This is a genomic window from Alistipes sp. CAG:268, from assembly GCA_000434235.1.
Lineage (GTDB): Bacteria > Bacteroidota > Bacteroidia > Bacteroidales > Rikenellaceae > Alistipes > Alistipes avistercoris.
Map to the genome: position 1 here is coordinate 28,817 of FR892023.1, position 20,449 is coordinate 49,265.

A 20,449-nucleotide genomic window follows, 5' to 3' on the forward strand; every position below is an offset into this window, starting at 1 on the left:
GCGGACAACCAACCTGAACCGCTGCGTGCAGCACGCCGCCCGCAACGGCATGCACTACCTGACCTACCTCGAGGAGGTGACCGACCTGGTGCACAAGGTGCAGACGGCCTACAACGAGAACCTCAAGCGCCTGCAGGCCAAGGGCATGCTTCCGCTGTTCGATGCGGGGTACATCAACCTCTCGCGCCAATACCTCACCATCGGCGTAAACGGGCTGGTCGAGGCCGCCGAGTTCCTCGGAATCCCCATCAGCGACAACGACGACTACGCCGCCTTCGTGCAGGACGTGCTGGGGCTGATCGAACGCTACAACCGCAAGTACCGCTCGAAGGAGCTGATGTTCAACTGCGAGATGATCCCGGCGGAGAACGTCGGCGTGAAACACGCCAAGTGGGACCGCGAGGACGGCTATGCCGTGCCGCGCGACTGCTACAACTCCTATTTCTACGTGGTCGAGGACGACTCGCTGAACATCATCGACAAGTTCCGCCTGCACGGACACCGCTACATCGAACACCTCACGGGCGGCTCGGCACTGCACATGAACCTCGAAGACCACCTCTCGAAGGAGCAGTACCGCCACCTGCTGCGCGTAGCGGCGCAGGAGGGTTGCAACTACTTCACGTTCAACATCCCGAACACCGTATGCAACGCCTGCGGGCACATCGACAAGCGCTACCTGAAGGAGTGCCCCTCGTGCCACTCGCACGACCTGGACTACCTGACCCGCGTGATCGGCTACATGAAGCGCGTCTCGAACTTCTCGGCGGCCCGCCAGCAGGAGGCCTCACGGCGCTATTATGCCAAAGCGGAATAGGGTGATGGTCCGCTACCACAACTTCGACATCGTCTTCGCCGAGATTCCCGACGAAACGACGCTGGCGATCAACATCACCAACTGCCCGAACCGCTGCCCGGGCTGCCACAGCCCCCACCTGCAGCGCGACGGGGGCGAGAGGCTCGATGCGGAGGCGCTGCAGGGGCTGCTCGACCGCTACGGGCGCTCGGTGACCTGCGTCTGTTTCATGGGCGGCGATGCCGCACCGCACGAGATCGCCCGGCTGGCCGAAACGGTCCGCCGGAACTGTCCGGCGCTGCGCACCGCGTGGTACTCGGGACGCGAACGCCTCCCCGAGGGGTTCGATCTCACCCGGTTCGACTACATCAAGTTGGGTCCCTGGATCGAGGCGCTCGGTCCGCTGACCGCCCCGACGACCAACCAGCGGCTCTACCGGATCGCACCGGACGGCACGATGAGCGACATCACGGCCCGCTTCCGCCGCAACAGGTGAGCCTCCCCGCCACAGGACAGAAACGCCCCGGTTCGTGTACGAACCGGGGCGTTTTGCCGATCATCCCGCACATGGGCCGGAACGTACACAGGTCAGACCATATCGTCGCCCGTGCGGGCAAAGGTGACGCGCAGCGTCTTGTGGAAGGGGATGAAGCGCGAAATGACCGCAATGACCAGCGCCACAACAAACAACACGCCCAGCATCTCCTTGAGCGAGAGCAGCAGGGCCTGCTGCTGCAGGGTCGTATTGAGCGAATAGGTAGCCATCTGCACGGCATCGCCGTAGCTGTGCCCGCCGGCCAGAGCCGCACCGAACGACTCGCCGTAACGCGAGGCAGCCAGCGGATCAGCCATCGTCACCGTCTCGACCAGCGAATGCATGTACTTCTGTTCCAGCCGGTAAAGCGTATTGCTGTAGAACGACGTGGCCATGATCGGAGCCAGCACCGAACGGAACGTGATGAGGAAGAAGGCGTTCATGAGCAGGAACTTCGGGTTGAGGTCCTCGACGACGAACAGCGCGAAGGCGATGATGAGCGTGAGCATGCCCAGTCCCCGGATGAAGATCGGCAGGTAGAGCATCTCGTAGGTCGTATCGGGCGAGAGGAAGAAATAGAGATACCCGAAGAAGAAGGCGAAACAGGCCATGCCCCCGGCGATCAGGAAGCGGAAACGCCACCGCTGCCAGCGGAACCACCAGAAGCAGATGAAGGCCCCGAGCAGATAACCGGGCAGAAGCCAGACGTAGAGCGAATAGGTATGCGAACTGTCCACACGGAGAATCGTCGTGAGGAAGTTCGTCAGCAGCGTGGTGGAGGTGCTGAAGAACATGACGAGCATCATGTAGAGGTACCCGACGATGGCCTTGGGCTGGTAGAGCGGCGCCAGATTGACATAGGGCCGCTCGGCGTGGTACTGGTACCAGACGAAGAAGGCGATCAGCATCGGCGCCAGAACGATGTAGATGCATATTTTGGGCGAGGACATCCAGTCGAGCACCTTGCCGTAGTTGAGCACATACATCAGCATGAGCAGCCCGGCCGAGATGAGCATCATCTCACGCACGTGCAGCTCGCGGAGCGGCACCGTGCGGTTGGTCCGGTCGTGGCGGAAGCAGACCGCCACGAAGAGGATGGCCACCAGAATGAGGGTCATCATGAAGTAGTACATGTACTTCCAGTCATAGTGGTAGGCCAGCTGCGCCGTGATGAGAATCGAAAGCTGTCCGCCGCCGTAGGTCAGCGGGTAGAAATAGGAGTAGAACTCGCTGCGGACGTTGCGCGGGCTGAAGATCTTCTGTGCATGGCGGATGAACCACAGCATGAGAAACCCCTTCAGGAAGCCGATCACGAAGCTGCAGACGATCAGGATGTCGGAATGCTTCGACGCAGCACATACCCAGCTCAGCACGAACTGCAGCACAAGGTCGCAGAGAATGAGCGTCTTGTTGGAGAAGGCATCGAGTATTTTCGGGATGATCGGGTAGGCGATGGCCATGCCGGCCGAGGCGGCATAGTACCCCATCGTGATGTCCTCGGAATTGGTGCCGAGCGTATAGGAGACCTCGAGCATGCTGCCCGTGTAGGAGCCGTTGAGCAGGATGACCGGCAGGATGACCGAGAAAGTCGTCACCAGCCCGAGCCAGTCGGGAACCCACTTGCGGACCGGAAGTCCGAGCTGCCGCACGTCGGTCATCGCCGGAGGGCTTCGGTTTCGACCATCATGCCCGCGCGCAGCAGGGCCATATCCTCACGCGAGACCCCTTCGAGTTCGATCCGCACGGGAATACGCTGCTGGACCTTCACGAAGTTGCCGGCCGAATTGTCGGTCGGGACGAGCGAATATTTCGATCCGGTGGCCTCCGAGATGGCCGATACGCGGCCGCGGAAGACCCGTCCCGGGAGGGCATCGACCTTTACGCGGACCTCCTGTCCGATGAAGATGTGGATGATCTGCGTCTCCTTGTAGTTGGCCGTGATCCACTTCTCCTCGCTGCGGACCAGGTAGGAGATCGTCTGTCCGGCCTGCACATACTGCCCCGGCTCGAGGGTACGACGTCCCATGTAACCGTCGTAGGGGGCCGTGAGCACGGTGTAGGAGAGGTTCAGCCGCGCAAGGTCCAGATCGGCCTCGCTGCGCAGGATGGCCGCTTCGGCCCCGGTGCGCCGGCGGCTGGTCTCGGCATACTGCGAACGGGCCGCCCGGCGCTGGCTCACGAGCGCATCGTAGCGGGCCTGTGCAGCCTCGTAGGCGGCCTTCTTCTGCTCGAACTGCTGCTCCGAGACCGACTCCTGCGCCAACAGGCGCTCGAAACGGTGATAGTCCTGCTCAAGCTGCCAGAGCGTGGCCCGCGCCTCGGCGATGTTGGCCTCCTGCACGGCGATGTTGTTCTCGGAGGTCTCGATGCCGGCATGCAGCACCTCGCGCGACCCCTCGGCATCGAGCATTGCGGCCTCGGCCTCCTTCACGCGGATCTGGTATTCGCGGTCGTCGAGCACCAGCAGCGTGTCGCCACGGTGCACGAACTGGTGTTCGCGGAAGCGGACCTCGCGGATGTATCCCGAGACACGGATGTTGAGTGGCGCAACATACTGATCGACAAAGGCATCGTTGGTCACCTCGTAGCGCACGTAACGCCAGAAATAGCTTGCCGTCCACCACAGGCCCGATCCGGCCAGAGCGAGGCAAATCAGGTTCAACACGATGTTGCGGACCCTGCGCCTGCGCAAAATCCGATGTTTCTTCTTCAGTTCGTCCGTCATAGTTCCGATATTCGCTACCGCACCGGAGAGAGTGTCCGGGCCGCGCTTTCCGAGGCCGGAAGACCCTCCGACCGGAAACCGCACGGCAAAGATACTCAAAAAACGGGACCCGTCCAAACGTCCGGGTCCCGTCATCTCTTCATCGGAAAGCAATCACTCCGCCTGCATGATATCCGCCAACTCGTCGGTGATAGCCTGCTGACGGCGTTTGTTGTAGGTCAGCGTAAGGTCGCCCAGAAGCTCCTGCGCGTTGTCCGTGGCGGTCTGCATGGCGATCATGCGGGCCGCATGCTCGGCCGTCGCGCTGTCGAGCAGCACCTCGAAGATCCGCATCCGCAACGTATAGGGCAACAGCTCCTCGAGCAGCGTCCGCGGGTCGGGTTCGTAAATATAGTCGGGATGCGCATCCGACCGGGAGGGCAGGTCCCCGGCGTGCTCCGAAGCGGCACCCGCGGCTCCGTGCAGATCCGAGAAATCCGCCGGAAGGAAGACCTCCTGCCGGGGCTCCTGGTGTCCCATCGAATGGAAATGGGTATAGACCAACACGGCGCGGTCGATCACACCGGCCTCATAGCGGTCCATAAGCCGCTGTGCGAGTGCCGCGGCATCCCCGCTCGTGGCCTTGGAGGCCAGTTTGCGGAAGTCGTCGCATACGTCGAAACCCGCCTTGCGTGCGGCCTGCGCGATCTTCTCGCCGACGGGCCACACCTCGACCGCCTCGAAGCCCTGCCCGCGGAGCGACTCGACCTCGGCATGCAGCAGCCGGATCACATTGGCGTTGAACGCTCCGCACAACGAGCCGTCCGACGAGACGGCGACCACGACGGCACGCCGCCGGGCCTCGTGCGGCTCGGCCAGCGGCGAGGAGACCTCGAGTTCGGGGTCTGCCGTGAGCGCCGCGGCGATGTCGGCCAGACGCTCGCTGTAGGCGGCCAGCCCCTCGGCCACGTTCTGCACGCGGTGCAGTTTGGCCGAGGCGACCATCTTCATCGCCGAAGTGATCTTCAGCGTGTTGTTTACCGACGCGATGCGCGCCTTTATCTCCTTGAGGGATGCCATGGCGCACTATGCTTTTTTGAGCGAAACGACCACCCGTCCGGCAGCCTCCTCGATCCGGGCACCGATCGACTCGTCGATCTCGCCGCGCCGCAGCGCCTCGAAAACCTCCGGGGAGAGCGTCTCGACGAGCATGTGCTCGAATTCGGCGACTTGTTCGATCGGCACCTCGCGCAGCAGTCCGTGCGTACCGCAATAGAGCACGGCAATCTGCTGTTCGACGGGCATCGGGCTGTACTGCGGCTGGACGAGCAGACGCGTGTTCTTGCGTCCGCGGTCGAGCACGGCGACCGTCACGGCATCCATGTCGCTGCTGAACTTCGAGAACGACTCCAGCTCGCGGTACTGCGCCTGGTCGATCTTCAGCGTACCGGCCACCTTCTTCATCGCCTTGATCTGGGCGTTGCCGCCCACACGCGACACGGAAATGCCGACATCGACGGCCGGGCGGTTGCCCTGGTTGAAGAGGTTCGTATCGAGGAAGATCTGTCCGTCGGTGATCGAAATGACGTTCGTCGGGATGTAGGCCGAGACGTCGCCGGCCTGCGTCTCGATGATCGGCAGGGCCGTGAGCGACCCGCCGCCGCGGACCTTGCCCCGGAGCGACTCCGGAAGGTCGTTCATCTCACGCGCGACCTCCTCCTGTGCGATGATCTTCGCAGCACGCTCGAGCAGACGCGAGTGGAGGTAGAAGATGTCGCCCGGGTATGCCTCGCGGCCCGACGGGCGGCGCAGGATCAGCGACACCTCGCGGTAGGCCACGGCCTGCTTCGAGAGGTCGTCGTAGACAACGAGGGCGTGGCGCCCCGTGTCGCGGAAGAATTCGCCGATGGCTGCGCCCGCGAAGGGGGCGAAGTACTGCATGGCGGCCGGATCGGAGGCCGTGGCGGCCACGACGATCGTATACTCCATGGCTCCGTGCCGGCGCAGCGTCTCGACGAGCGATGCCACGGTCGAGGCCTTCTGGCCGACAGCCACATAGATGCAGTAGACCGGGTCACCGGCCTCGAAGTTGCGCCGCTGGTTGATGATCGTGTCCACGGCGATGGCCGTCTTGCCCGTCTGGCGGTCGCCGATGATCAGCTCACGCTGACCGCGGCCGATCGGGATCATCGCATCGACGGCCTTCAGGCCCGTCTGCAGGGGTTCGCTCACCGGCTGGCGGAAGATGACGCCCGGCGCCTTGCGTTCCAGCGGCATCTCGACCGTCTCCCCGCCGATGGGGCCCTTGCCGTCGAGCGGATCGCCCAGCGGCGTGATCACCCGGCCGAGCAACGCCTCACTCACCTGGATCGAAGCCGTATGGCCCGTCCGGCGCACGAGGTCGCCCTCCTTGATCAGGTCCGTGGGTCCCAGCAGCACGGCACCGACGTTATCCTCCTCGAGGTTCATCACCACGGCCTTGATGCCGTTCTCGAACTCGAGCAGTTCGTTCGCTTCGGCGTTCCGGAGTCCGTAGATGCGGACCACGCCGTCGCTCACCTGCAACGTCGTGCCGACCTCGGCATACTGTGCCTCGAGGTCGATACCCTGCAGTTCGGCAAGCAGGACATCCGAAACTTCCGAGGGTTTTATGGTATCCTTGTTCATAACTGACTAAACGATTCTTTGAGGTTTGCTTCCCAACTTGCGGCGCAGCAGCTTGAGCTGTGCCGCGAGGCTCGCATCGATCAGCACGTCGTCGATGCGGAAGACGAAGCCGCCGACCAGTTCGGGGTGCACCTCGCGACGGATGTGCACCTCGCTGTGGGTGCGCGCTTCGGCCACACGGCACAGCCTTTCGACGAACTCCTCGCCGACGGGTGCAGCCGTCTGCAGCACGGCATCGCGGATGTTGTGCCGCTCCTTGTAGAGCCCCCGGTAGGAGTAGAGCATGAAATAGAGGTAATGCTCCCGGTGGTGACGGAGCACCAGCCGGATGAAAGCCTCCAGCGCCGCACACGGCCGCCCGCCAAAACTGCGGCAAACGAATCCGAGCTTCTTTTCGGCCGACAGCACCGGCGAGAAGAGGGCCTCGCGCAGCGTGGCATCCTCACGGTAGCAGCCGATCAGCCGCTTCACCTCGTCGTAGGTGCGCCGCTCCTCGCCGCCGGCCGCGGCATACGCCGCCAGCGCCTTTGCATAACGATTGGCAATCAATCCGGTATACATGGTTTAAGCCTCCTTCTGGGTTTTCCGCCGTTCCATTTCGTCGAGCATCGCCTCGGCAAGCCGCGTCTGCGCCTGCTCGTCGTCGAGTTTCGCGCGCAGCATCTTCTCGGTGACGGCAATCGAGAGCAGCGCCACCTGATGGCGCGCATCCTGCAGGATGGCCTCGCGTTCGGCCTCGGCCTTCGCACGGGCGGCGGCAACGATCCGCTCGCCCTCCTCGTCGGCCTTGCGGCGCGCTTCGCGCAGCAGCTGCTCGCGCGTTGCGGCGGCTTCGCGCAGCAGCTCCGTGCGTTCGCGGGCGGCCTCCTCGAGGATCGCATCGCCCTCGGCACGCAGGCTGGCGAGCTTGCGCTCGGCCTCACGCGCCGCGTCGAGCGACGAATCGATGAACTCCTTGCGCGAATCGATCGACCGGAGAATCACCGGAAAACCGAATTTCGCCAGCAGGATGAAGACGACGGCGAACGCAAGGGTCATCCAGAAAAGCAGTCCCGCTTCGGGTTGCAAGAGTCCCATGGTCCGCTAAGTTTTTTGCGGGCTTAAAGCGCCATGAAACAAACGGCAACGGCGAACAGGGCCACGCCCTCGATCAGGGCGGCCACGATGATCATGCTCGTACGCACCTTTCCGGCGGCTTCCGGCTGACGCCCGATGGCCTCCATGGCGGCCGATCCGATCTTACCGATACCAAGCGCTGCACCGATGACAGCGATCGCTGCGCCGAGAGCGGCGCCGACAGTTCCCAATTCCATAATTCTCAACGATTAATTGTTCGACATTTATTTGATTCTTGTTTTTCTATCGGGTTTCATCCTTTCCGGAGGCCGTCTCCCCGTCGGCCGGCTCGCCGTGCTCCTGTGCCAGGCCGATGAAGACGGCCGAGAGCATCGTAAAGACGTAGGCCTGCAGGTAGGCCACCAGCAGTTCGAGGCAGTTCATGAATATGGTCAGCAGCACCGACACCGCAGTCATCGACGAATTGACCGCCGCACCGGCCTCGGCCGTGACGAAAATGACGCACGTCAGGATCAGGATCACGGCATGTCCGGCCATCATGTTGGCAAACAGACGGATCATCAGCGCGAAGGGCTTGGTGAAGATGCCCACCAGTTCGATGAACGGCACGATCGGGATGGGGACCTTGAGCCACGTCGGCACGTCGGACCAGAAGATGTCCTTCCAATAGTGGCGGGTACCGAACAGATTGACGGCCAGGAACGTCGCCACGGCCAGGACCAGCGTCACGGCGATGTTGCCCGTGACGTTCGCACCGCCCGGGAAGAAGGGGATCAGCCCCATGAGGTTGTTCACGAAGATGAAGAAGAAGACCGTCAGCAGGTAGGGTGCGAAACGGCGGTAACCGGCCCCCACGCACGGAGCGATGATGTCATCGACGAGCGACTCGACGAGCGATTCGAAGAGTCCGACGAATCCGCGCGGTGCCGGAGAGTCGGCCTTGCGGCCGCGGTAGCAGCGGGCCACGCCGAGGACGATGAGCACAAGGATCAGGCTGTTGATGAGCAGCCCGGCGACGACCTTCGTGATCGAAAGGTCCAGCGGCCGGAGATCGCTGCCGTCGGCCTGACGTTCGACGATCTTGCCGGCATGTTCGCCCTCCGTGGCGATGCGCAGCCCCTCGTGTTCGGCGCCGCCGTGCAGGTGCTTCGACGAGAAGCAGTGCCACCCGCTCGACGGACTGCGGACGATTACCGGCAGGGAGAAGGAGAGTTCGTGGCCGCCGATCGACCCCATGTGCCATTCGTAGGCATCGCCGATGTGGCCCAACACGATCTCCTTGACGTTCAGCCCGGCCTCTTCATCCGCCTGCCCGGCATCCGAGGCCGCATCGCCCGATCCACGGGTCACGGAGACGGAGTCGGCGACGGTCTGCACCGCCGGCTCGGCAGCCGGAGAGCCCCCCTGCGGCAGGGCCGGCGCCACGGCCGGCAGCAGCAGTGCGGCCAACGGCAGGAAAAACGCCCGGAAAACAGTATTTGACAATTTTGACATTGCTTTGCAAATCAATTCTTTGCGGCGTCTATTTCAACACACGCTTCAACTTCGTCGCGGCAGACCTTGACGAATCCGCCGACGATTCCGACCCGCTCTTCGCGGCCATCGGCCGCATAGACGATCTCGCCGCGAACAAGTCCCGAAACGAGCGGGGCATGGCCCTGCAGTACGGTGAAGGCCCCCATTTCTCCCGGAAACGAAACCTTCTCGACCGCCGTGCGGCTCACCACTCCCGAAGGGGATACGATCACCAGTTGCAACATGGCCTGCTCCTCCCCGTCAGGATTGTGCCCGGCGAAGCATCTCCTCGCCCTTGCGGATGGCATCGTCGATCGTACCGACATTGAGGAACGCCTGCTCGGGCAGGTGGTCCACCTCGCCGTCGAGAATCATCTTGAAGCCGCGGATCGTCTCCTCGATCGGGATCATCTGTCCCTTGACGCCCGTGAACTGCTCGGCCACGGTGAAGGGCTGCGAGAGGAAGCGCTGCACGCGGCGGGCGCGGTTTACGGTCAGACGGTCCTCGTCCGAGAGCTCGTCCATGCCCAGGATGGCGATGATGTCCTGCAGCTCTTTGTTGCGCTGAAGGATCTGCTTGACGCGCTGCGCCACGGTATAGTGCTCTTCGCCCACGATGTTCGGGTCGAGGATGCGCGACGACGACTCGAGGGGATCGACGGCGGGGTAGATACCCAGCTCAGTGATCTTGCGGCTCAGGACGGTCGTGGCATCGAGGTGCGTGAAGGTCGTGGCCGGTGCGGGGTCCGTGAGGTCGTCGGCCGGAACGTAGATCGCCTGCACGGAGGTAATCGAACCGTGTTTGGTCGAGGTGATGCGCTCCTGCATCTGACCCATCTCGGTGGCCAGCGTCGGCTGATAGCCCACGGCCGAAGGCATGCGGCCCAGCAGGGCCGAGACCTCCGATCCGGCTTGCGTGAAGCGGAAGATGTTGTCGATGAAGAAGAGGATGTCCTTCGACTGTCCCTCGCTGCCGCTGTCGCGGAACGACTCGGCGACGGTCAGTCCCGACAGGGCCACCGAAAGACGCGCCCCGGGAGGTTCGTTCATCTGGCCGAACACGAGCGTGGCCTGCGAACGGGCCACCTCGTCGTAATCGACCTTCGAAAGGTCCCAGTGTCCCTCGTCCATACTCTTGCGGAAGGCGTCGCCATAGCGGATCACACCCGAGGTGATCATTTCGCGCAGCAGGTCGTTGCCCTCGCGCGTACGTTCACCGACACCGGCAAAGACCGAGAAGCCGTTGTGTTTCTTGGCGATGTTGTTGATCAGCTCCATGATGAGCACCGTCTTGCCCACACCGGCGCCGCCGAACAGACCGATCTTGCCGCCCTTGACGTAGGGTTCCAGCAGGTCGATCACCTTGATGCCCGTCGAGAGCACCTCCTGCGAGGTGGCCAGTTCGTCGAACTTCGGCGGCTCGCGGTGGATCGAAGCCTCGTGCGTACGGTCCAGCGGCCGCATGCCGTCGATCCGCTCGCCCGTGACGTTGAGCAGGCGGCCCTTGATCTGGTCGCCGACGGGCATCGAGATCGAACGCCCGCGGGCCGTCACCTTCATGTGACGCTGCAGTCCGTCGGTCGAGTCCATTGCGATGGCCCGCACGGTGTTCTCGCCGATGTGCTGCTGCACCTCGACGACGAGTTCCGTGCCGTTATGCCGACGGATCGACATCGCTTCGTGGATGCCCGGCAGGAGACGCTCCTCACCCAGGTCGGGGAAGTGCACGTCGATCACCGGTCCGATGATCTGCGAAATGTATCCTTCAATTTGTGCCATATTAAATAGCCTGTAAATCCGATTAAAACCCAGGTTGTCCGTAGTCGGGTGCTCCCTGCAGACGGGAGTCTCACCTCCCGGAGTGCAAAATTAACGAATTCGGTCGGCGAAAAAGCGCCTCAACCACATCGAAAATGTTCATTTTGTCCTCAACGGAAGCTTCGCGCGGGGCAACAACCCGCCCGAAAGCGCCATACGGCGTGCAAAAATACGAAAGATACGGCAAATCGTACGCCTTTCGGTCTTTTTTTAAAACGGATTCAGCAATCTTTTTGTTGTTCCGACCGGGTGCTTCCCGAAAAAAAGCCGGAACAGCCGTCAGAAAAAGGGGCCGCAAAGGGCCGGGACCGTGACCGGGCGACGGAAGCGCCGAGCGGATCAGGAGCGTTTGCGGTAGGTCAGGGCGGCCAGGACTCCGGCCAGAAGGGCGAACAGGAGCAGTGCCGCAAAGTCGGCCCACAGATCGCCGACCGTTGCTCCCTTGAGATAGACGCTCCGCATGATCTCGACGAAGTAGCATGGCGGCAGGAGGTGCGTGAACCGCTGCGCCCAGAGGGGCATCGACTCGACGGGAGTGACCAGCCCGCTCATCAGGACGAAGATCATCACGAAGAAGAACATGCCGAACATGGCCTGCTGCATCGTCGAGGAGTAGTTGGCCGCAATGACCCCGAAGCCCGACATGACGAACGTGAAGAGCAGCGCCGCGAGGTAGACGGTCCCGAACGACCCGGCGGGCAGCAGTCCGTAGACGGCCCAGGCAAGCGCCATGGCCAGCGTCAGGACCACCATGCCGATGATCCAGTAGGGGATGAGCTTGGCCAGCGTGAAGGCCACCGGGCTCACCGGCGTGACGTTGATCTGCTCGATGGTGCCCGTCTCCTTCTCGCCCACGAGGTTCAGGGCCGGAAGGAAGCCGCACAGCATGATGAGCAGCATGATCATCAGCGCGGGGATCATGTAATGGCGGTAGTCGAGCGTCGGGTTGTAGCGGTTCTCGACGACAACGGGATCCTCCGCGGAAGGCATGCCCCTCCCGACGCGCAGTTCGGTCACCGCTCCGGCGACCGTCTGCACGAGGTACTGGGTGCCGAGGCTTCCCTTCACGGCATCCACGCCATTGGCCGAGACGGCCACCCGCGGCGGCGTCAAACCGCCGTCAAGCGCCGCCCCGAACCCGTCGGGGAGCTCGATCACGGCAACCCGTCGGGGATCTCGAGCACGGCATCGGCGTCGCCGGCATCGAGCGAGCGGAGTGCCGCAGCATAGCTGTCGGCAACGTTGCACAGCGTGAAATAGTCCGAGGCAGCGATCTTCTGCACGATGCGGCGCGAGGCCGAGCTGTGGTCGCGGTCTACGACCGCCACGCCGATGTGGCGGATGTCCATGGTCGTCACCCACGGCATAACGAGCATCACCATGGCCGGGAAGAGGACGACCATGCGCGGCAGGAACGGATTGCGGAAAAACTGCCGGAACTCCTTGTCGAGCAAAACGAGCAACGTACGCATCATCGCTATTCGAGTTTGTCGTTGAACTTGCGGAGGGCCACGGCGATCAGGCCGGCGGTCATGGCGGCCAGGATCGCGAACTCCCGGAGGACGGCCGTGAAGGGGAGCCCCTCGATCATCAGCCGCCGGATGGCGGCGATGTACCACCGGGCCGGAACGATGCACGAGAGCCACCGTAGCGGCGCGGGCATGTTCCCGATCGGGAAGACCATGCCCGAGAGCATGATCATCGGCATGAGCATGAGCATGGCCGAGACCAGCAGGGCGGTGACCTGCGTCCGGGCGACCGTCGAGATGAAGAGCCCGAGGGCCAGCGCCAGGACGATGTAGAGCAGCGAGAGCCCGACGATCCCCACGATGCCGCCCGACATGGGGACGCCCAGCACGAAACGGGCCAGCAGCAGGATCGAGGCGAGGTTCAGGCACGAGAGTACGAAGTAGGGGATCATCTTGGCAAAGACGATGCGGATGGGCCGCACGGGCGAGACCAGCAGCACCTCCATCGTCCCGGTCTCCTTCTCGCGGACGATCGACACGGAGGTCATGATGGCGCAGATCAGGATGAAGATCAGCCCCATGATGCCCGGCACGAAGTTGTAGGCGCTCTTCATCCGCGGGTTATAGAGCAGCCGGGTCTCTACGCCGACTCCGTCAGCCACATTGTCCAGCAGCACACTCCGCAGGTAGGCGGCACCGGCCTGTGCCGTATTGGTGTTCGAGGCGTCCATGACCAGCTGCAGGGCCGCACCCGCACCGGGCCGGCCCGCGGCAAGGTCGGCCATGCGACGGTCGAAGTCGTCGGCGAAGACCGCCACGGCATCGGCACGCCCCGAACGGAGCATGCGGTCGATCTCCCCGCTTGGGATATAACCCGTGAAGGTAAAATTGGGATTGGCGGCCATCCGCTCGACAGCCTGCCGGACCGTCTCACTGCGGTGGAGCGCCACGACCGCCACATCGACATTGTTCACCTCGGTCGAGAGGGCGAAGCCGAAGAGCAGGATCTGGACCACAGGCATCAGCAGCGCGATGAGCATCGTACGCGGATCGCGGAAAATGTGCAGGGTCTCCTTGCGGACGAATGAGGCGAAACCGTTCATCGTTTATTCCGTGCGTTGGGCCGTGCGGGCCAGCGAACGGAACACCTCGTCCATCGACCCGGCGGCAAATTGACGTTTGAGTTCGGCCGGAGCCCCGAGGGCGCGGATCCGGCCATCGACCATGATCGAGACCCGCGTGCAGTACTCGGCCTCGTCCATGTAGTGTGTGGTGACGAAGACGGTCGTCCCGCCGGCCGCCGCCTCGTAGATCAGCTCCCAGAACTGGCGCCGCGTCACGGGGTCCACACCCCCGGTGGGTTCGTCGAGGAAGACGATTTCGGGACGGTGGAGCGTCGCCACCGAGAAGGCCAGCTTCTGCTTCCATCCCAGCGGAAGGCGGCCGACGAGCGTGCGGGCCTCGCCGCGGAAGTCGAGCCGGCGGAGGATGCCGACCGCCCGGCGCAGGATCTCGCGGCGGCGGAGCCCGTAGATTCCGCCGTAGAGACGGATGTTCTCGAGGACCGTCAGGTCGTCGTAGAGCGAGAAACGCTGGCTCATGTAGCCGATGCGCCGTTTGATCTGCTCGCCCTGCGTCATCACGTCGAGGCCGGCCACCGTGCCGCTGCCCGAAGTGGGGTAGCTCAGCCCGCAGAGCATCCGCATTGCGGTGGTCTTGCCGGCGCCGTTGGCCCCTAGGAAGCCGAAGATCTCGCCCCGGGCGACGGAAAAGGTGATGCGATCGACGGCCGTGAAGCCGCCGAAGCGCTTGGTCAGTTCGCGGACCGAAAGGATCGGGTCATTGTCCATGGTGCATGCGTTCGATGAATACGTCTTCGATACCCGCCCCGACCGGGCGGAGAGTCACCCCGCGGAACCCTTCGGCCTCGAGCGTGCGGAGCAGCCGGCCCGGATCGAACGAGGCGTCGGCCACGAGGTGGTGCGCCGCGCCGAACGGGTAGCACTCCCGCACACCGGGCTCGCGGCGTGCACGGACAAGCACGCCGTACATGTCCGACGCCGCAAGGGCATAGAGCGGGCGGTCGAAGGCCGCAACGATCCCCTGCGGGGTATCGACCCCGAGGATCCGGCCGCGGTCGCACAGCGCAATGCGGTCGCAGCGGCGCGCCTCGTCCATATAGGGCGTAGAGACCAGAATCGAGATGCCCTGCCGTCGCAGTCCGTCGAGCATCTCCCAGAACTCGCTGCGCGAGACGGCATCGACCCCCGTTGTCGGCTCGTCGAGCAGCAGCACCGAGGGGCGGTGGATCAGGGCGCACGAGAGGGCCAGCTTCTGCTTCATGCCGCCCGAGAGCTTGCCGGCACGCCGCTTGCGGAAGGGTTCGATCTGGCGGTAGATCGGGGCGACCAGATCGTAGTTTTCGGCCACCGTCGTGCCGAACAGCGCGGCGAAGAAGGCCAGATTCTCCTCGACCGACAGGTCGGGGTAGAGCGAGAAGCGCCCGGGCATGTAGCCCACGCGACGGCGGATGGCCCGGTAGTCGCGCACGATATCCATGCCGTCGATCTCGGCACGCCCGGAGTCTGGCTCAAGCAGCGTGGCCAACAGCCGGAAGAGGGTCGTCTTGCCGGCGCCGTCGGGCCCGATGAGTCCGAACAGTTCGCCGCGGCCGACGGAGAAGCTCACCCCGTCGAGCGCCGTCAGCGTACCGTAGCGCCGGGTCAGCGCATGTATTCCGATGGCCTCCATCACTGCGGGAGCTTGACTTCGCCGTAGAGGCCGAGTTTGATCCGCCCGTCGTTGCGAACGGCGACCTTCACGGCATAGACCAGATTCGCCCGCGAGTCGCGCGTCTGGATGCTCTTCGGCGTGAACTCGCTCTCGGAGGAGATCCAGGCGATACGGCCCGGGTAGTCGTAGCGCTCGCCGCCGCCGAAGTCGGCCGTGACGGTCACCTGTTGGCCGAGGCGGAGCGAGGAGAGCTGCTCCGAGGTAAAATAGGCACGCAGCCAGACCTGTCCGAGGTCGGCGACCTTCAGCAGCGGACGCCCGGCAGCGGTCGATTCGCCCGCCTCGGCGTATTTGGCCAGCACGGTGCCGCCCACGGGCGACACGATCCGGCATTTGGCGAGCAGGTCGTCGATCCGCGCGATCTCCAGGTCGAGGGCCGAGGCGTTCTCATCGACGGCCGCCGCACTGTTGTGCAGCGTCGAGAGCTGGGCCCCGAGCTGCCCCTCGAGCACCTTCAGCTGGGCCTCGACGTCGTCGAGCTGTTTGGCCGTGGCCGCACCGTCGGACAGCAGGCGCTCGACCCGGCGCCGCTCGACCTCCTGTTTGGCGATCTGCTCGCGCAGGGCAGCCACCTGGCGGGCGATGTCGGGCCGCCCGGAGCGCACGGCGGCCTGCTGCCGCCCGAGCTGCAGGCGCTGCAGGGAGAGCTGCACGGTGTCGATGACTCCCAGCTGCTGTCCCGCCTCGATCCGGTCGCCCTCCACGACATCGAATGCCAGGATGCGTCCCGTCGCCTCGGCCGATACGACCACCTCCGTGGCCTCGAACGTTCCCGTGGCATCGTAGTCTCCTTCGCGGCCGCAGGCGCAGAACAGCGCCGCAGCAAGGCCGCAAATCACAATTCGTCTCATCGGTTCATCGTATGTTTCAGTTCGTAAATGGTCTTGAGCAGTTCGATCTCCCGCGCGCTGCGGGCCGCCGAAGCGGCATCCTCGTCGGCGATCTTCCGCAGCAGGCCGTTGGTGTCGATCACGCCGTTGCGCAGCGCCGACTCGGCCGCCTCACGCACCGAACGCCGCAACTGTACGATGCGGTCGTCGTCGGCCAGCGCACGCCGCAGGCGGGCGATCTCACCCGTCTCCGAAGCCTGCTGCAGGCGGTTGTCGAACAGGAACAGGTCGCGGTCCACCTCGACCTGCTGCCGGGCCGTCCGCAGGCGCAAGAGCGAATTGCGGCGCGTATAGTAGCCGCCGAAATTCCACGTCATGCGTACCCCGACCAGAGCGTTCCACGTCCAGTCGGAGGTCATCATGCTGCCGAAATAGTCGAGCCCGGGATAGCCGTAGTAGCCCTGGGCGAAGAGGCCGAAGCACGGACGCACGGAGGCCTTCACCTGCCGCTCCTGCGCCGCAAGGCGGTCGATCCGCGCATCGAAGAGCCGCAGCTCGGGCCGCGCGACGGAACCCGACGGAGGATCGGCCACGGCCGGACGCTCGAGCCGCTCGCCGTCGGCCAGTTCCCGTCCGATGAAGATCGAGAGCATCCGCCGGTAACTGTCGCGCGACGCCTCGACCTGCCCGAGCTGCTGCCCGGCGGCCAGCAGTTCGGCCTCGACGGCATCGCCGTCGGCCGGCATCGCCACACCGGCCCGCTGCAGGGCGCGGACCTTGTCGAGGTTGCTGCGCAGCAGGCCGATCGTGACCTGCGTCTGCGCAATCCGTTCGTCGAGCAGCAGGATGCCGAAATAGAGGTCGTCCACACGCCCCTCGAGTGCATGCAGATCGACATCCACGGCCCCCTGCGAGACAGCCGACTCGGCCTCGGCAACCGCCTGATCGGCCCGCGAGGCCCCGCCGTCCCACAACGTCTGGCTGACCTCGACCTGCACGCGATACTGATCCTTGCGCAGGCCGGGAATCTCAATTCCCTGTCCGGCAAACAATCCGGTCATCTGTTCGGGGAATCCGGGCACGTCGGTCTGCCAGGTAGCCTGCCCCGAAAGCGAGACCTGCGGCAGCCAGGCCCGGCGGGCGTTCGACAGGGTATAACCGGCCGTGCGGCGGATCAGGTCGTACTGCCGGATCTCGGGATAGTGCTCGCGCGCCAGGCGCCGGCAGTCGTCGAGCGTGATCTGCGCCCGGGCCCCCGAGGCCGCCAGCAGGGCGCAGCAGAGAATCGCAAAGCGTTTCATGGTCAATGGATGTTCAGACGGCGGAGAATGACTTCGATGTGTTCGGCCCGACGGCGGGCAAAGAAGGTCTCGCGGTCGGCCGCCAGGTCGCCGAGCAGCGGCCCGATCAGCGGGTAGGCGAGGAAGGGGAAAACGTTGATCGAGATGATGTCGAGCAGCAGCATGCGGGCGTCGATCGGCTCGGCCCGGCCGCACGCCGCGGCGGCATCGAGTTCCTGCTGCATCTCCCGCATCAGGCTCCCGGCCAGCGGGCCGATCCGGCGGCGCATCAGTTCGTAGCGTTCGGGGCGGGCGAAGACCTCATTGACGATGAAGCGCGGCAGATCGGGATTCTCCGCCACGAAATCGAAGTGGCGCCCGATGCCGTTGCGCAGGCGCTCGGCCAGAGGAAGCCCCGGCTCCCCGAAAGCCGAGAGCACGGTCTGGCTCATCAGATGCAGCTTCTCGTCGAGAATCCGCTCGAAAAGCTGCTCCTTCGTGCGGAAATAGTAGTGGAGCATGGCGTGCGTGACACCCGCCGCCTCGGCGATCGAGGTGGTCCGAGCCCCCTCGAAGCCCTTGGCCAGAAACTCACGCTCGGCGGCACGGAGGATGGCATCCTCCCGATTATGAAGCGATTTTGTCATGGAATCGGTATAAACAAATTAGTTTAACAATTTTGTTAATGCAAAGTAAAGCAAAGAAGCCAAGATCTCCAAATTTTTCCGCCGTTTTTTCAAGAACCGGACAGATGCTTCCGGACAAAAGGACATGAGAGCCGGAACAGGGACGGAGGGGCGCCGGGGCCGGAGCAAGTCCCGGACTACGACCCGGGCGCCCGCGAGAGGGCGGTCCGAAAAAGCGGGCGGACCCGGGAGCAGCAGGGGAGGGACCGGCGGCGGGAGGTGCCAAATACGGGGTGCAGAACCGGAACAAAGAGGCAGACACGGAGGCGTTCCGCCGCAGAACGGAACGACCCGGCAGCGGGAAAACGGAGGGCTGGGAGGCCCGATTCATTGGAAATCTGATTTAATGCCGTATATTTGTAAGGTATAAAGCGAAAAACCATCTTACATAAAAAACATGAACAACACGAAACTACTGACAACGCTCGCCGCCGGACTGCTCCTCTGCGGCAACCTGGCCGCACAGGAGACGGAGTTCGACCTCTCGTCGCAGCGTTCCGAATCGCAGGATGTCCTGGCCGTGCCGGGACAGCGGGTGGACCACCGGGGCATCGTCATCAACCCGACGCCCCACCACCTAACAGCAGACCGTTCCCGAACGCTCGACCTGACGCAGGGCCTCCGCATCAAGGATCTCCGGGGCCGGTTCGCCGACGACCTCGGCTTCCTCACCCCGTCGAAGAAGGGTCCGGTGCTCGAGATCGACTTCGGGGCCCGGCAGGCTGCCAAATGCGGCGTCGAACCCCGCTCGGGAGCCTACGCCCTGCAGGTCGGGAAGCAGGGGATCCGGATCACGGGATACGACGAACGCGGCGCCTTCTACGGCATCCAGACGCTCCGCCAGCTGATCGAGAGCCCCGCGGCCGCCGGGGGGAAGCTGCCCTTCGTCACGGTCACGGACTATCCCGACCTGCCGCTGCGCGGCGTCGTGGAGGGTTTCTACGGAACCCCCTGGTCGCATGAGGTGCGTCTCTCGCTCATCGATTTCTACGGCCGCAACAAGATGAACTGCTACCTCTATGGTCCGAAGGACGACCCCTACCACAGCTGCCCGAACTGGCGCCTGCCCTATCCCGAGCAGGAGGCGCGGCAGATCCGCGAACTGGTCGAGGCCTGCAACCGCAACCGCGTGGACTTCGTGTGGGCCATCCACCCCGGACAGGACATCAAGTGGAACGAGGAGGACTACAACAACCTGGTCCGCAAGTTCGAGATGATGTACGACCTCGGCGTCCGCTCGTTCGCCATCTTCTTCGACGACATCTCGGGCGAGGGGACCAATCCCGTGAAGCAGACCGAGCTCCTCAACCGCCTCAACGAGGAGTTCGTGCGCGCCAAGGGCGACGTCGCCCCGCTGACGGTCTGCCCGACCGACTACTCGCGCCTGTGGGCCAACCCCACGCCGCAGGGCAGCCTGAGCATCTACGGCAAGACGCTCGACCCGTCGGTGAACGTCTTCTGGACGGGTGACGTCGTGTGCAGCGACATGACCCGCGAGACAATGGAGTGGGTCAATTCGCGCATCCGCCGCCCGGCCTTCTACTGGTGGAACTTCCCCGTGACGGACTACGCCCGCCACATCGTCTTGCAGGGTCCCGTATACGGGCTCGACAAGACGCTCACGGCCGGAGAGGTCTGCGGCGTGGTGAGCAACCCGATGGAGCACGGCGAGGCCTCGAAGCTGGCCCTCTACGGCGTGGCCGACTACACGTGGAATACCGCCGACTTCAACGCGATCGACAACTGGGAGCGCGGCATCGAGGCCCTCACGCCCGAGGCGGCCGACGCCTACCGCACCTTTGCCATCCACTCCTGCGACACGGAGACCGGATACCGCCGCGCCGAGTCGTGGGAGACCCGCACCTTCCGCATCGCGGAGTACACGCAGGAGGAGTACGACGCCCTGCTGCGCGAGTTCCTCGCCATCGAGCAGGTGCCGGCACAAATGGAGGCCGGATGCCGCAACAAGGCGCTGCTCGGGGAGCTGCGCCCGTGGCTCACGGAGTTCGGGAAGCTCGGGACCCGCGGACGGAAGACGCTCGAACTGATCAAGACCTATGAGGCCGGCGACGACGGGGCCTTCTGGGCCGCATACGTCGGGAACCTCATGTCCGAGCAGGAGCGCGAGGCCGACGAAGCCCACAAGTCGGGAACGATGAAGCTACAGCCCTTCTATGAGAACGCGATGGACGACATGGTTGCCGGATTCTTCACCCGCCTCACGGGCGACGTGCCCGCCTCGTACAGGGGCATCGGCACGTTCTCCAACGTCCGCAGGA

General features: G+C 64.2%; 19 protein-coding genes and 1 pseudogene (1 of these 20 only partly in view). 3 read left to right on the forward strand and 17 right to left on the reverse strand.

What is annotated here, in order from left to right; genetic code table 11:
- On the forward strand, positions 1-817 hold the 3' end of the coding sequence (gene nrdD, locus QZL63_RS10755) for an anaerobic ribonucleoside-triphosphate reductase (protein WP_022309294.1). Its footprint begins 1,304 nt before the window's first position; only the last 817 of its 2,121 coding nucleotides appear in the window; the start codon falls outside the window, past its left edge; its stop codon occupies positions 815-817.
- A gap of 4 nt (positions 818-821) precedes the next feature.
- Positions 822-1,292 (forward strand): anaerobic ribonucleoside-triphosphate reductase activating protein, encoded by a 471-nt coding sequence (nrdG, locus tag QZL63_RS10760; protein WP_022309295.1) that lies wholly within the window; start codon positions 822-824, stop codon positions 1,290-1,292.
- A gap of 92 nt (positions 1,293-1,384) precedes the next feature.
- Here nrdG and QZL63_RS10765 read toward each other — a convergent pair whose 3' ends face one another.
- The 17 genes and pseudogenes from QZL63_RS10765 to QZL63_RS10850 form a co-directional block, all read right to left on the reverse strand.
- The gene (locus tag QZL63_RS10765; protein WP_022309296.1) at positions 1,385-2,989 is read right to left on the reverse strand and encodes an MFS transporter; all 1,605 of its coding nucleotides are present in this window, start codon (positions 2,987-2,989) and stop codon (positions 1,385-1,387) included.
- Complete coding sequence (locus tag QZL63_RS10770; RefSeq protein WP_022309297.1) at positions 2,986-4,056, reverse strand: HlyD family secretion protein; 1,071 nt, start codon at positions 4,054-4,056, stop codon at positions 2,986-2,988. Before QZL63_RS10770 ends, QZL63_RS10765 begins: the two co-directional genes overlap by 4 nt.
- A gap of 153 nt (positions 4,057-4,209) precedes the next feature.
- On the reverse strand, positions 4,210-5,115 hold the full coding sequence (gene atpG / locus QZL63_RS10775) for an ATP synthase F1 subunit gamma (RefSeq protein WP_022309298.1): 906 nt from the start codon (positions 5,113-5,115) through the stop codon (positions 4,210-4,212).
- Positions 5,116-5,121: 6 nt separating this feature from the next.
- On the reverse strand, positions 5,122-6,702 hold the full coding sequence (gene atpA, locus QZL63_RS10780) for a F0F1 ATP synthase subunit alpha (protein WP_022309299.1): 1,581 nt from the start codon (positions 6,700-6,702) through the stop codon (positions 5,122-5,124).
- Positions 6,703-6,708: 6 nt separating this feature from the next.
- The gene (locus QZL63_RS10785) at positions 6,709-7,263 is read right to left on the reverse strand and encodes a F0F1 ATP synthase subunit delta (protein ID WP_022309300.1); all 555 of its coding nucleotides are present in this window, start codon (positions 7,261-7,263) and stop codon (positions 6,709-6,711) included.
- Between the two features lie 3 nt (positions 7,264-7,266).
- Complete coding sequence (atpF, locus tag QZL63_RS10790; RefSeq protein WP_022309301.1) at positions 7,267-7,779, reverse strand: F0F1 ATP synthase subunit B; 513 nt, start codon at positions 7,777-7,779, stop codon at positions 7,267-7,269.
- A 23-nt stretch (positions 7,780-7,802) separates the two neighbouring features.
- Entirely contained in the window at positions 7,803-8,015 is a 213-nt protein-coding gene (gene atpE, locus QZL63_RS10795; RefSeq protein ID WP_022309302.1) for an ATP synthase F0 subunit C, read from the reverse strand.
- 46 nt (positions 8,016-8,061) lie between these two features.
- On the reverse strand, positions 8,062-9,273 hold the full coding sequence (atpB, locus tag QZL63_RS10800; RefSeq protein ID WP_022309303.1) for a F0F1 ATP synthase subunit A: 1,212 nt from the start codon (positions 9,271-9,273) through the stop codon (positions 8,062-8,064).
- 11 nt (positions 9,274-9,284) lie between these two features.
- Positions 9,285-9,539, reverse strand: a complete 255-nt coding sequence (locus tag QZL63_RS10805) for a FoF1 ATP synthase subunit delta/epsilon (protein ID WP_022309304.1) — start codon at positions 9,537-9,539, stop codon at positions 9,285-9,287.
- 16 nt (positions 9,540-9,555) lie between these two features.
- On the reverse strand, positions 9,556-11,073 hold the full coding sequence (gene atpD, locus QZL63_RS10810; RefSeq protein ID WP_022309305.1) for a F0F1 ATP synthase subunit beta: 1,518 nt from the start codon (positions 11,071-11,073) through the stop codon (positions 9,556-9,558).
- A gap of 378 nt (positions 11,074-11,451) precedes the next feature.
- Positions 11,452-12,584 (reverse strand): annotated as a pseudogene (locus tag QZL63_RS10815) (ABC transporter permease).
- A gap of 5 nt (positions 12,585-12,589) precedes the next feature.
- A complete protein-coding gene (locus QZL63_RS10825) occupies positions 12,590-13,684 on the reverse strand; it encodes an ABC transporter permease (protein WP_022309308.1) in 1,095 nt (364 codons plus the stop codon).
- A gap of 3 nt (positions 13,685-13,687) precedes the next feature.
- Positions 13,688-14,431 (reverse strand): ABC transporter ATP-binding protein, encoded by a 744-nt coding sequence (locus tag QZL63_RS10830; RefSeq protein ID WP_022309309.1) that lies wholly within the window; start codon positions 14,429-14,431, stop codon positions 13,688-13,690.
- Complete coding sequence (locus QZL63_RS10835) at positions 14,421-15,332, reverse strand: ABC transporter ATP-binding protein (RefSeq protein WP_022309310.1); 912 nt, start codon at positions 15,330-15,332, stop codon at positions 14,421-14,423. The genes QZL63_RS10830 and QZL63_RS10835 overlap by 11 nt, the downstream gene beginning before the upstream one ends.
- Entirely contained in the window at positions 15,332-16,225 is an 894-nt protein-coding gene (locus tag QZL63_RS10840) for an HlyD family secretion protein (protein WP_022309311.1), read from the reverse strand. The genes QZL63_RS10835 and QZL63_RS10840 overlap by 1 nt, the downstream gene beginning before the upstream one ends.
- Positions 16,222-17,505, reverse strand: coding sequence for a TolC family protein (locus QZL63_RS10845; protein ID WP_022309312.1), 1,284 nt, complete (start codon positions 17,503-17,505; stop codon positions 16,222-16,224). Before QZL63_RS10845 ends, QZL63_RS10840 begins: the two co-directional genes overlap by 4 nt.
- A gap of 2 nt (positions 17,506-17,507) precedes the next feature.
- The gene (locus QZL63_RS10850; RefSeq protein ID WP_022309313.1) at positions 17,508-18,131 is read right to left on the reverse strand and encodes a TetR/AcrR family transcriptional regulator; all 624 of its coding nucleotides are present in this window, start codon (positions 18,129-18,131) and stop codon (positions 17,508-17,510) included.
- A 436-nt stretch (positions 18,132-18,567) separates the two neighbouring features.
- Here QZL63_RS10850 and QZL63_RS10855 point away from each other — a divergent pair.
- A partial coding sequence (locus tag QZL63_RS10855) for a beta-N-acetylhexosaminidase family protein (RefSeq protein ID WP_290587190.1) occupies positions 18,568-20,449 on the forward strand: 1,882 nt, incomplete at its 3' end.